This is a genomic window from Actinopolymorpha sp. B11F2 (genome assembly GCF_040195635.1).
Lineage (GTDB): Bacteria > Actinomycetota > Actinomycetes > Propionibacteriales > Actinopolymorphaceae > Thermasporomyces.
On sequence record NZ_JBEFTX010000002.1, the window covers coordinates 313,211 to 325,553 of the forward strand.

Consider the following 12,343-nt stretch of genomic DNA (forward strand, 5'->3'; position numbering starts at 1 on the left):
GGTACGCCTCGCTCGGCGCCCCCGCGATTCGCCCGGTGGTGGTCGGAACGCGCGACAGCCGGGTGGGGGGATGACCCCGGCGAGCTGTCTCAGTACTCCGGCGAACACACACCGAGCAGGTTCGCCCAGCTCTCCGCCAGGCGTACGGAGAGAAGCTGCGAGCGGGTGCCGTCTCCACTGTCGAAACGCAGCTTGAGCATCGCCGGACCTTCGATGGGTGCCGAGCAGTCGTGCGGCGCGAAGCGCAGCCGGACCGTTCGTTCGTGACCGACCGGGATCTGCCGGTCGGTGGCGGGCGACGCGGTGACGTTGTTCAGGTGGATCCATCCGGCCGGGAGGTCAGCGGCGCGGAAGGTCAACGGTCGACCGCCACCGTTGAAGACGTCGAGCGCGACCGACACCCCCTCTGGGCCGGGCGTCACTTCCTGCCCGACGAGCCGAGGAACTCCGCGCCCAGGGTGCTGGTCGCACACCGCAGGCGTGAGGTCGTAGAGGGTTCCCGCCGACACGTCCATCGTGTCCGCCGCGCCGACGAACGGCCTGACCAGCATCGGAAGGGCGATCTCCGTGGCCTTGGCCGCCCGGGCCGGCACGCAGTCGGTGACCTGCCAGGTCAGGGAGAGTGTCGTACGACCCTGTGCGGGCAGTTGGATCGGATGCTGTGCATGAACGGGCTGGCGGGCGGTGTCGCGGGCGCCACGGAACTCCATCCCGGCCAGTGGCCGCAGGTCCGGCGTGATCTCGAGGTGGTCATCGCCGCTGTTGGTGAGCTGGATGGCCAGCTCGACCGTGTAGCTGTCGAGGAAGGCCGCCGGTGCCGCTTCGGCGCGAACGGCGGAGCTGGTGAGACGGGCGAAGAGCAGCAGACCCGCCACGAGGAGTACCAGGGCGACGGCGACCGGGCGGGCCCAGCCGGGACCGCGGCGCGGGGGATCGACCACCTCGGCCACGTCGGGTGAGGCGTCGCGCCAACCGCTGTCCCATGCCATGGCACCCGTCCCGTTCCATGAGCCTGACTGGATCAACGAGCCCCTACCGACAAATGAGCCCGGCCCATCGATCTACCTGTCGTGATCGGTGGACCCGTCTCGATCGATGGGAGCCGTCTCGATCAATGAGCACAGTGTCGTCCTCCTGAGAAGGATCGTGGCAGCACCCGGCAAGATGCTGGCATGACCGACGACACCTCCGGAGATACCAGCGAAAGCACTTCGGGCCAGGGCGCGACTCATCGGCCCGGCCAGAACGACCTCGGCAGCCCCACTGAACCGCCCGCCGACTCCAGGTGGCCGGACTCTGGGTCGCCGGATCCTGGGTCGCCGGATCCTGGGTCGGCGGGTACTGGGTCGGCGGATACTGGGTCGGCGGACTCTGGGTCGAGCACCGGTGCCGGCCGGATGAGGGACGAGTCGGCCGCCCCGGTGCTCGCCGTGGACATCGGGGGTACGAAGATCGCGGCCGGTGTCGTGTCCGCGCAAGGCGACGTCCTGGTCAGCGACCGCGCGCCCACCACTCTGGGTCCTGACGACGGTGACCTCGCCATCTGGGAACGATTGCATACCTTGTGCGAAAACGTTCTGGACGCTGCCGGGCGACCGGCCATCCAGGGCGTGGGCGTAGGGTGCGGCGGTCCGATGCGCTGGCCCGCCGGCGTGGTGTCGCCGGTGAACCTGCTGCCCTGGCGGGACTTCCCGTTGCGGGATCGGTTGAGTGCTGCCTACCCGGACGTTCCGGTCCGGGTGCACAACGACGCGGTCGCCGTCGTCGTGGCCGAACACTGGCGGGGCGCCGGTCGCGGAGTGGCCAACATGCTCGGCATGGTGGTGTCCACCGGCGTCGGTGGCGGGCTCGTACTCGGCGGCCGGCTCATCGACGGCCGCAGCGGCAACGCTGGCCACGTCGGTCACATCGTCGCCGACCCGACCGGGCCGGAGTGCGGCTGCGGGGGGCGCGGTTGCGTCGAGGCCATCGCTCGAGGGCCGGCGCTCGTCACGTGGGCCCGCCAGCAGGGCTGGCGCCAGGACGACGAGGCGGCAACGGCCAAGCATCTCGCCGACGACGCGCTGGCCGGCGACAAGATCGCGCGGAAGGCGTTCGAACGCGCGGGGCATGCGGTCGGTATCGGCATCGCTTCGGCCGTCGCACTCTGTGACCTTGAGCTCGTGGTGGTCGGTGGCGGCGTCTCCCAGGTGGGCGGCCTGCTGTTCGAGCCGCTCGAACAGAGCCTTCGAACGTACGCCAGGATCGAGTTCGCCCGGGACGTGGTTGTCAGGCGCGCGAGTCTGGACCAGAACGCCGGAATCGTCGGAGCGGCCGCGTTCGTCCTGGCGGGCGATCAGTACTGGGCCCCCGGATGACCGACCGAAGGTGACCGACCGAGGGTGACCGGGATGAGCGGCTGGGATGGCTGACCGGGATGAGCGGCTGGGATGGCTGACTGGGATGAGCGGCTGGGGACCGGCTGGGATGACCGACCCGGATGACCGGCAGGAGTGACGGCCGGGAGTACCCACCGGGTGACCATCCTGTGGCGAGCTCGGGCGCGCCGCGTTCCGGGTGTTCGTTCCCGGGTAGGAGCCCGGCATGATCACCGGGAGGGCTGGTTGGCGGGGTCGGCTGCGTCGGGTGGCGGCGCGCCTGTCCGGCCGAGCGGGCCGCCGGCCGGAGACCCCCGGCCGGCGCGGTGGCGAGGGCCCCACCCGTGACGTGGACGCTGCCCGTGACACTGGCCCCGCCCGTGACACTGGCGCAGCTCCGGTTCCTCCGACTGACGCTGGTCCTGTTCCTGGTGATGCGGAGCGCCGGGCAGAGACCACGAGCACGGCCGCACCGCGCGTCCCCGAGGTGGACATCCCACACGGCGTTCTCGTTGCCAGCGAATGGTCGTGGCGCCTGCTGTTGATCCTGGCCGCCGCCGGGGTGACGGGCTACCTGCTGCTCCAGCTCAGCATCATTGTCGTACCCGTGCTGATCGCGGCCCTGGTCACCGCGCTGATCGTTCCGCTCACCGACTGGCTGCACCGCTCCGGGCTGCCGCGCGGGGTCGCCGCCGGTCTGACCCTGCTCGGCCTCATCATCGTCGTCCTCGGTCTGCTGGCGCTCGTCGGCCAACAGGTCGCGACCGGTTACCAGGGGCTCTACCGCCAGGTTGTCGACGGGATCGACCAGGTACGTATCTGGCTCATCCGCGGTCCGCTGAAGTTGTCAGAGGCCGAGATCGACAACGCTTTCCAGTCGTTGGGCGAGCTCGTCACGACGAACCAGCTCACCGAGGGTGCCCTCCGAGTGAGTACCACGGTGGGCCACGTGGTGGGCGGGCTCTTCCTTGCGCTGTTCACGACGTACTTCATGCTGTACGACGGCGAACGCATCTGGCGCTTCCTCGTCGGCTTCTTCCCGCGGTCGGCACGCGTCCTCGCCGACTCGTCGGGGCGGCGCGGATGGGTGTCGCTGACGGCGTTCGTCCGGGCGACGGTGATCGTCGCGTTCGTCGACGGGGTGGGCATCATGATCGTCGCGCTGGTCCTCGGCCTGCCGTTCGCCGTACCCATCGGGGTCCTGGTGTTCCTCGCGTCGTTCGTTCCGATCATCGGTGCGCTCGTGTCGGGTGCGGTCGCCGTGCTGGTCGCGCTCGTCGCGAAGGGACCGTTCGTGGCGCTCATCATGCTCGGCGGCGTCCTGCTGGTACAGCAGCTGGAGGCGCACGTGTTGCAGCCGTTCCTGCTGGGAAGGTTCGTCCGGCTGCATCCGGTGGCGATCCTGTTGGGAATCGGTGCCGGTGCCTACCTCGCCGGCATCGCGGGTGCGCTCTTCGCCGTACCCCTCGTGGCGGTTCTGAACGGCATCGTCCGGCACCTCGCGCAGGAGCGTACGACCGCGGACACGCGACAGATGCCGGCGCCACCGCCAGGTTGACCCGCGATCGCCTCCCGTCGCCCCATGACAGCGATCGGCGGGCCCCGCGGTCACTGGCCGCGCGGACCCGCCGACTGTTGCTGGGGCGCGCTGCTGGCTAGCGGGAGCGGGCCATTTCGGGTTCCGTGCCGCCCTCGGGTGCCGAGCCGCCCGCCGTCGGTTGGCCGGTCGCGAGGGGGAGCTCCTTCAGGAACAGCACGATGACGAACGCAGCGAGCGCGAACGGCACGCCGGCGAGAAAGACGTCGTGCAGGGAACGTACGAACGCCTCGATCACCGGCTCCTTGAGCACCGGCGGGAGGTTCTGGATGGCGGTGACGTTCTGGGTGGCGCCCTCAGGGATCTGCGCCGCAGCCCGCGCGGGCAGTTCCTCCGCCAGGTGGGTCGCCAGCCGACTGGTGAGGATGGCCCCGAACATCGCTGTGCCGATCGCTCCGCCCATGGTCCGGAAGAACGTCACCGAGCTGGAGGCGGTGCCCATGTCGCGCATCTGCACGGAGTTCTGGACCGCGGTCATGATCGTCGCCATCGTGAGGCCGAGCCCGAATCCGACGACGTAGGCATAGAGCCCGATCGTCCACAACGACGAGTCCGCGTGGAGGCGGGACAGGAGCCACACACCGAACGCGATGATCAGGCCACCCATGACGGGGTAGATCTTGTACTTCCCGGAGCGGGTGATGAGCTGGCCGGACCCGATCGAGGACGTGAAGATTCCCGCGACGGTGGGAAGCATCGCCAGCCCGGAGGCCGTCGGCGACATGCCCTGGACGACCTGCAGGTAGAACGGCAGGTAGATGATCGTGCCGAACATCACGAACCCGGCGAGCAGGCCGAACGCGTTGCTCACGGTGAAGACCGAGTTGCGGAAGAGCCGGAGTGGGATGATCGGCTCGGAGGCACGCGACTCGACCAGGACGAAGAGCAGGACGAGCACGACACTCGCCCCGAGCAGGGCCAGCGCCCATCCCTCGGTCCAGCCGGCCGACTCGCCACGCCACGACAGGTACAGCAGCAGGCAGGACACCGCCGCCACGATGGTGGCCGCGCCGAGGTAGTCGATCTTGTGGTTGCGCCGGATCTTCGGCATCCGCAGGGCGTACGACGTGACGACCAGCGCGGCGGCGCCGATCGGCAGGTTGATCCAGAAGATCCACCGCCAGCCTGGGCCATCGGTGAACCAACCGCCGAGCAGAGGTCCGGCGACGCTGGAGACGCCGAACACGACGCCGAAGTAACCCTGGTACCGGCCGCGTTGGCGGGGCGGGATGATGTCGCCGATCACCGCGAACGCCAGCGCCATGAGGCCTCCGCCGCCGAGGCCCTGGATGGCCCGGAAGGCGACGAGTTCGAGCATGTTCTGCGAGAGCGCCGAGAGCACCGAGCCGACGAGGAACGTCCCGATGGCCGCCTGGAACATCGGTCGGCGGCCGTAGAGGTCGGAGATCTTGCCCCACAGCGGAGTGGATGCCGTGGACGTGAGGAGGTAGGCGGTGACGACCCAGGACAACTTGTCGAGGCCGCCGAGTTCGCTGACGATGCGCGGGAGTGCCGTACCGACGATGCTCTGGTCGAGTGCCGCGAGCAGCATGCCGGCCATCAGGCCGCCGAGCACGATGAGGATCTGCCGGTGGGAGAGGTACGTGTTGCCCTCGACCTCCGCCGGCGCCGCGCCCGCGGGCACGGCCGCCGGTGTGCCGGGTGCGGCCGATCCAGCGGCCGATGTGGCGGATGCGGCGGATGCGGCGGCGGGTGTGGTCGAGGGCGGAGGTTGCTGCTCGGTCATCGAATGGTCTCCTGCGGGTTGTTACGTGGGAACGGTGTGACGGACGTGGTGTCACTCGCGCTTGGGTGGCGCGAGGCCGGCGACGCCGGGTGTCCCGGGTCACCCGTGGTCAGGCGTCGTGCACTTCCGGAGTGCTGGGCCGAGGTGGGTCAGGAGCGGGCGGTACGGATGAACGGGAAGGATCCGGACCTGCGCCTGCGCCTGTCCCCGCACCTGTCCCCGCGCCTCGTGAGGACTGGTGTTCGAGGTCGTCGGCAAGCCGGTTGAGCAGGCGTTCGAGCGTGTGAAGATCGCCTTCCGGCCAGTCGGCGAGGGCGGCGTCGAGGTTCGCCCGACGGCGCGCGAACGCATCGTCGAGCACCTGGCGTCCGGCGTTCGTGACGGACAGATGGGCCGCACGGCGATCGTCGGGATCGACGGTGCGCTGGAGATAACCCGAGGTCTCGAGCGCGCGGGCGTGCCGGCTCACCGTGGAGACGTCGAGCTGGACCTGTTCGGCGAGGTCGGAGAGCCGCAGCGGTCCGGCACAGTTGACGGTGTAGAGGACGTACTGCAGTGCGGGCTCGATCGCGGTGGGTTGCGTCCGCTTGATCAGGCGGATCATCCGCATCAGGGCGACGAGGAGCGCCTCCGGCGTGTCACGCGGACGTTCGCGGGAGAGCCCGGGCCGGTCGGCGGCCGACGAGTGAACTGCTTGCACCGTGCAAGTGTAGGTCGGTAGTTGCGTCATGCAAGTATTACTTTACGAAGTGACGCTCGTGCGCCTCGTATCCAGCTGCGCCCAGCGGCCGGCGGGCTGCCCCCGGCGTTTCCCGTGATCATGATGGTGATCGTGAAAGAGAAAGGGGCGTATGTGACGAAAAACTTTCATGATCATGAAATGGCGGTCCGGGCGAGCTCCACCGGCAGGCGGTGCTGGGCGGGGCAGTCGGCCGTGATCATGAAGGGAAAGCGGTGCTATGTGCCCAAAAACTCCCATGATCACGATCATGATCACGGGGCGGAGGGTCAACGCTGGTGGAGGCTCATCCGGATGCCGTTCCTTGGTCGCAGGGTGACCGCCGGGCGTACGGCGACGACCTGATCAGGCAGGGTCTGCGCGGCCCACCGGCGGGCCAGCGTGGCGAGGACGAGGACGCCCTCCATCCACGCGAACGCCAAGCCGACGCAGATTCGCGACCCGATCCCGAACGGAAGGTACGCAGCGCGCGGCTGCCCCGGCGCGGCTTCGTCCCACCGGCCTTCGCGGGTGATCCATCGCTGGGGCCGGAACTCGAGAGGCGCGTTCCAGAACCGCGGATCCCGGTGGAGGACCCACTGGCTGGCCACGCACAGCGACCCCGCCGGTAGCGTCCAGCCGTCGAGCTCCAGATCGACGAGCGTACGCCGGCCGAGAATCCACGATGGTGGATAGAGCCGCAGGGCTTCGGCGAACACCGCCCTGGTCCGGGGCAACCGGTCCAGGTCGGCGGACGACAGGTCGTCCCGGTCGTACCCGTCCACCTCCTCATGAAGCCACGTGGCGACCTCGGGGTGTTCCGAGAGCAGCCACCACGTCCAGGTCAGCGCGGTCGCCGTGGTCTCGTGTCCGGCGAGCAGCAGCGTCATCACCTCGTCGCGGACGAGAGAGTCGTCGTCGATGCTCGTGAGGAGCGCCGACAGAAGGTCTGGTCCCGGAGGGGCCGCCCGGCGCTGGTCGATCAGCTGCCGGACCAGGTGGTCGAGCCGGTCGACGGCGGCGAAGAGGCCAGCCCGTCGGCGGGTGGGGAGCCGGAGCAGCAGGTCACTTCCCGGCAGGACGTGCCGTTGGAACCCGCGCAGAAGTACGCCGAGCGACTCGGCGACCGGCTTCGCGAGTTCGCGCAGGTCGGAGCCGAACAGGGCCCGCCCGACAATGGTGAGCGTAAGCCCCGACATCTCCTCTGCCATGTCAACGGTCGCGGGAGCGGGTGCGTTGGCGGCCGCTCCGACTGGCCCGCCGACCGGCGTGTCCACCGCTCCGTCGACCAGCCCGTCGAACTGCCCGTCGAACTGCCCGCCGACCGGACCGTGCGTCGGCCCGCCGACCGGAGTGTCGGCGGTCTCCTCGGCTGCCGGCCCGGCCCCGGAGAGGATCCGCCAACGGGCATCGTGCTCCAACGCGGCTGCGACCATCGTCTCCGCATACGCCGCCACCCGTCCGCCGTGCATGGCCGGCTGGATGCGCCTTCGCTGCGCACGATGCAGTTCGCCCTCACTGGTCAGGAGGCCGTCGCCGAGGAGCATCCGGATCCGTTCGAGTGCGCGACCCTTCCGCGTGGAGCGGCCGTGGACGACGAACAGTTCGTGGACCAGATCGGGGTGGCCGAGGACGTAGACGTGCTCGCGCCCCAGCCGGAGGTGGGCGACCCGCGGATGCCGCGCGGTGACGCGGGTGAGGTAGTCGGTCGGGGAGCCGCTGGCGAGCAGGCCTGCATAGAGCAAAACGCCGTGTGGTCCTGGTGGCCGGGCGATCCGCATGACTTGTTTGTACGCCCGTACCGCGCGCCTCTTCCACACCGCCACTCCGGTCCGACGCGGTTCGGGTCATACGCCCCTAGGTACGGCGAGCGAGGGCGGCTCGCCCGACTGCCGCAGAACCAACGCCGCGGAGTGCGAGACTGCCGGACATGACTCCGGGACCGCTCGAGCTGGCGGCAATCTATGACGAGATCACCCGTGCGGCGCACACGCTGGACGGAGTCGCCCGGACAACGCCGATGGAAGGATCGCGTTGGCTGTCGGACCGGGTGGGTGGGCCGGTCCAGCTGAAGTGCGAGAACCTCCAGCGGGCGGGTTCGTTCAAGATCCGTGGTGCATACGTCCGCATCGCCCGGCTGGCGGCTGCCGAACGCGCGCGGGGTGTGGTCGCTGCGAGTGCCGGCAATCACGGCCAGGGTGTCGCGCTGGCGGCGAGCCTGCTCGACACGGCGGCAACGGTGTTCATGCCGTTGGGCGCGCCGATCCCGAAGGAGGAGGCGACCCGCTCCTACGGTGCTGAGGTCCGTTTCGTCGGGCACACGGTGGACGAGGCGTTGCGGGCGGCGCGGGCGTTCGCCGATGAGACAGGTGCTGTGCTCATTCATCCGTTCGACCACCCGGATGTCGTGGCCGGTCAGGGAACACTCGGCCTGGAGATCGTCGAGCAGTGCCCGGATGTTGCGACGGTCCTCGTCCCGGTCGGTGGCGGTGGGCTCGTGGCCGGGGTCGCGGCAGCCCTGGCGGGAAGCGGGTCGGCGGCGCGGGTGGTGGGGGTGCAGGCGGCGGGCGCGGCGGCGTACCCGATCTCGCTCGCGGCCGGCCATCCGGTCGCAGTCCCGCACATGGCGACGATGGCGGACGGAATCGCGGTGGGGTGTCCGGGTGTGATGCCGTTCGACCTGGTACGCCGCTACGTCTCCGACATCGTGACCGTCTCGGAGGAGTCGCTGTCGCGCTCCCTGCTCCTGCTGCTCGAACGCGCCAAGCTGCTGGTCGAGCCGGCGGGAGCCGCCGGAGTCGCGGCCCTACTGGACTCGCCGGCTGCGTACGAGCCGCCCGTCGTGGCGGTCCTGTCCGGCGGAAACGTCGATCCGCTGCTGCTCATGCGGGTCGTACGCCATGGCATGGCGGCGGCGGGGCGCTATCTGTCGATCCGGGTCCGCGTGCCCGACCAACCGGGTGGCCTCGCGGCCCTGCTGAACGAACTCGCGGCCGCGGAGGCGAACGTGCTCGACGTCATCCACGAGCGGACGTCGGCGAGCCTGCATCTCGGCGAGGTGGAGGTGGCGCTTCAGGTGGAGACGCGAGGGAATCACCATCGTGAGGAGATCCTCGACCGTCTGCGCAAAGCAGGGTACCCAGTCACGTTTTAGTAAGTGATCTTGATGATCTATAAAATCGCCCTTGACAGTTGCCGTAGTGGCGGGTGAGATCAAGGTATGTCTGAGCACACACCCCACGATTCAGAGGGCACATCCGCCGACCCGTGGGCGGAGGCGACCGATGAGGTACGCCCCGGCCAGGGCGCGGCCACTCCGGCCGAGGCGGACGCGGACCAGCGCAGCGAGAAGGCGGCGCGGTCCGGTGAGAAGGCCGCGCGGTCCGGTGAGAAGGCCGCGCGGTCTGGCGAGAAGGCCGCCAGGGTAGCCGACGAGGCAGCGCGTACGGCTGACCAGATGGGCCGCAAGGCCGGCGAGGCGGCACGCTCGGTAGGTGAAGCGCGTTCGGGTGGCGACGCGGCCCGAGCAGCCGCAGGCGGCGGGACGAGTGTGACACCCGAAGGTTCGGTGCGCGCCATCCTCGCCGAGGTGGCCGCCGGGAAGCTGACCCCCGAGCAGGCCGCCCCGTTGATCGATGCCGCCCGGGAGCCCGGCGACGCCGCTACAGCCACGGGCGACGCGGGCGCGACAGAGGCAACCGACGCCGGTCGTGAGGACGCAGGTGAGACGGCCGTACCGGTCGCCGCAACGATCACCCGGCTCCGGGTGCGCGCAGTCGGGCGGCGGGTGCGCATCATCGGCGAACCGTTCGTCTCGACCGTGGCCGTCGACGGCCCCCATGTCGTACGTCAGGAAGGCGACACGCTGGTCGTCACAAGCGAGGGGGAGTTCGGCGCGTCCATCGACGGATTCACCCTGATGCGGAGCCGTAACCTGCGCGACGTGCAGGAGCGGGTCTTCGACATCGGTCGCGAGCTGTCCGTCCGTGTCAACCCGAGCATGACGGTGGAGGTCGAGGTCACCGCCGGAAGCGTCAACGCCGAACGCCTCCCCGGTCTCGAACAGGTGCGCGTCACCGCAGGGTCGGCACGCGTCCGCGACGTCGACGGCCCGATCGACCTGTTGGTCCAGGCAGGATCGGCGCAGGTCGAGGGCAAGATCACCAAGGGTCGGTCGCGGCTGCGGGCCGAGTCGGGTTCGTTGCAGCTGCGGTTGCTGCCTGGGTCGAGTGTGCGGGTGCGTCCCGACGTCCAACTCGGGCGGGTGCAGTGGGAGCCTCCGGGCAAGGACCGCGAGGAGCACATCGTCGGTCTCGGTGACGCGGTACTCAACCTCGAGGTCGTGATGGGCACGGCGACCGTGAAAGAGGCGCCGTGACGGGATCCCATGCGTACGGGCATGGCGGGTCTGGGATCCCGGAGTACCGGCCACCACGTGACTGTCCGGTCTGTGGCGCGGGCCTGCAGGTCACCCGGCTGGGCTGCGGGTCGTGCGGAAGCGAGCTCTCCGGCGTCTTCGAATCGTGCGGCTTCTGCGGTCTCACCGACGCCGAGCGTTCGGTGTTGCAGGTGTTCCTGGTCTCCCGCGGCAACATGCGAGAGGTCGAACGGCACCTCGGGGTGAGCTATCCGACGGCCCGCCAGCGGTATGCCGACCTGCTCACCAAGCTGGGTCTGGAGCCGGCCCCGGCCGCTGCCGGTGGTGCCGCCGAGGCTGCTCAGGCCGGGCACAGCCGCGAAGAGGTCCTCGCCAGTCTGGCGAGAGGCGACATCGACGTCGACACCGCAGCGCTGCAGCTCCGCGACGCTGGCTGATCAACCGCGGCCGGCCGGTCGGCGCCGGCGTCGTCCCGGTCAGTGCGGCGGCACCCTGTGAATGACCACGTTGGGCATGCCACTTGTCATTGAATGACCACGTTGAGCGTGCCATTTGTCGTTGGACAGGTGTCGACGCCTGTTCCGGGGTCGACAGGCATGCTCAACGTGGTCATTTGCCGAAGGTCGGGCGCAGCGGTCCGGAGCGCGGCGAGAGTCGGGCGCAGCGGTCCGGAGCGCGGCGAGAGTCGGGCGCAGCGGACCCGAGGGCGGCGAGGCTCCGGCGTGGCCAGCTCAGGCGCAGCGGACCAGGGCGGCGTAGCGAGGCGCAGGCGCGTCTTACGACGTCAAAGGACGCGATCAGGCGCCGAACGGTACGGCGTCGACGATCTCGACCGCGAGCTTGCGGCCGCTGGGGGCTTTGTACGTCGCCTTGTCGCCCTTGCGCTTGCCGCTGATCGCGGAGCCGAGCGGTGACTGTGGCGAGTAGACCTCGAGGTCGACGGAGTCGTCGAGGGCGAGGAGCTCACGCGAGCCGAGGATGAACGTCTCGGTGTCGTCGTCCCCTTCGAACCGGATCGTCACCTTCATCCCGGGCTCGACGATCCCGTCGTCGGGCGGGGTGTTGCCGACCCGCGCCCGGCGCAGCATGTCCTGGAGCTTGCGGATCTGGGCCTCGGTCTTGCCCTGTTCCTCCTTGGCGGCGTGGTATCCACCGTTTTCGCGCAGGTCGCCCTCGTCACGGGCCTCGCCGATCTTGCGGGAGAGTTCCGCTCGCACAGTGCCCGTGAGATGGTCGAGCTCCGCCCTGAGACGGTCGTAGGCCTCTTGGGTGAGCCAGATGACGTTCTCGTCGGTCGACTGCGTCACGGTCTGTCGCTCCTCGATCGTGGGGACATATCGGCATCCCGGAATGCCGGGATATCCCGCGGATGTTGTCAGTGCGTGTCCGGAAGAGTGCGGACTGACCTATGAGGCTAACAACGCCGAACCCATCCGGCCATTCTGGGCGCGCCGTTGACCAAGGGCGGTGTCCGTGTCGTCGGTGGCGTCGGCGACCATGGTGCCGGCGCGTCCGCTGCCAGACCCAGTGTGACTCGCGGGTCCAC

The 12,343-nt window shown here is 69.6% G+C and carries 10 protein-coding genes; 5 read left to right on the plus strand and 5 right to left on the minus strand.

Going from position 1 to position 12,343, the window contains the following annotated elements; genetic code table 11:
- Positions 1–89: 89 nt before the first annotated feature.
- Positions 90–989 carry a hypothetical protein gene (locus ABN034_RS05320; protein ID WP_349689851.1) on the minus strand — a complete coding sequence of 300 codons (900 nt, stop codon included), beginning with the start codon at positions 987–989 and terminating at the stop codon, positions 90–92.
- 408 nt (positions 990–1,397) lie between these two features.
- On the opposite strand from ABN034_RS05320, the gene ABN034_RS05325 reads away from it, so the two are divergent.
- Together ABN034_RS05325 and ABN034_RS05330 are read left to right on the plus strand one after the other, a co-directional pair.
- A complete protein-coding gene (locus ABN034_RS05325) occupies positions 1,398–2,357 on the plus strand; it encodes an ROK family protein (RefSeq protein WP_349689852.1) in 960 nt (319 codons plus the stop codon).
- A gap of 226 nt (positions 2,358–2,583) precedes the next feature.
- Complete coding sequence (locus ABN034_RS05330) at positions 2,584–3,915, plus strand: AI-2E family transporter (RefSeq protein ID WP_349689853.1); 1,332 nt, start codon at positions 2,584–2,586, stop codon at positions 3,913–3,915.
- Between the two features lie 97 nt (positions 3,916–4,012).
- On the opposite strand, the gene ABN034_RS05335 is transcribed toward ABN034_RS05330, so the two are convergent.
- The 3 genes from ABN034_RS05335 to ABN034_RS05345 form a co-directional block, all read right to left on the minus strand.
- Entirely contained in the window at positions 4,013–5,701 is a 1,689-nt protein-coding gene (locus tag ABN034_RS05335; RefSeq protein WP_349689854.1) for an MDR family MFS transporter, read from the minus strand.
- A 109-nt stretch (positions 5,702–5,810) separates the two neighbouring features.
- Positions 5,811–6,401, minus strand: coding sequence for a MarR family winged helix-turn-helix transcriptional regulator (locus tag ABN034_RS05340; RefSeq protein ID WP_349689855.1), 591 nt, complete (start codon positions 6,399–6,401; stop codon positions 5,811–5,813).
- A 308-nt stretch (positions 6,402–6,709) separates the two neighbouring features.
- Positions 6,710–8,200, minus strand: a complete 1,491-nt coding sequence (locus tag ABN034_RS05345; protein WP_349689856.1) for a cytochrome P450 — start codon at positions 8,198–8,200, stop codon at positions 6,710–6,712.
- A 149-nt stretch (positions 8,201–8,349) separates the two neighbouring features.
- Here ABN034_RS05345 and ilvA point away from each other — a divergent pair, with 149 nt between their 5' ends.
- The 3 genes from ilvA (at position 8,350) to ABN034_RS05360 (ending at position 11,234) form a co-directional block, all read left to right on the plus strand.
- The gene (gene ilvA, locus ABN034_RS05350) at positions 8,350–9,573 is read left to right on the plus strand and encodes a threonine ammonia-lyase (RefSeq protein ID WP_349689857.1); all 1,224 of its coding nucleotides are present in this window, start codon (positions 8,350–8,352) and stop codon (positions 9,571–9,573) included.
- A gap of 66 nt (positions 9,574–9,639) precedes the next feature.
- Complete coding sequence (locus tag ABN034_RS05355) at positions 9,640–10,797, plus strand: hypothetical protein (RefSeq protein ID WP_349689858.1); 1,158 nt, start codon at positions 9,640–9,642, stop codon at positions 10,795–10,797.
- Positions 10,794–11,234: a DUF2089 domain-containing protein gene (locus tag ABN034_RS05360; RefSeq protein WP_349689859.1), complete on the plus strand. Its 441-nt coding sequence runs from the start codon at positions 10,794–10,796 to the stop codon at positions 11,232–11,234. The genes ABN034_RS05355 and ABN034_RS05360 overlap by 4 nt, the downstream gene beginning before the upstream one ends.
- Positions 11,235–11,594: 360 nt before the next feature.
- Here ABN034_RS05360 and greA read toward each other — a convergent pair whose 3' ends face one another.
- On the minus strand, positions 11,595–12,104 hold the full coding sequence (greA, locus tag ABN034_RS05365) for a transcription elongation factor GreA (protein WP_349325361.1): 510 nt from the start codon (positions 12,102–12,104) through the stop codon (positions 11,595–11,597).
- Positions 12,105–12,343 lie beyond the last annotated feature (239 nt).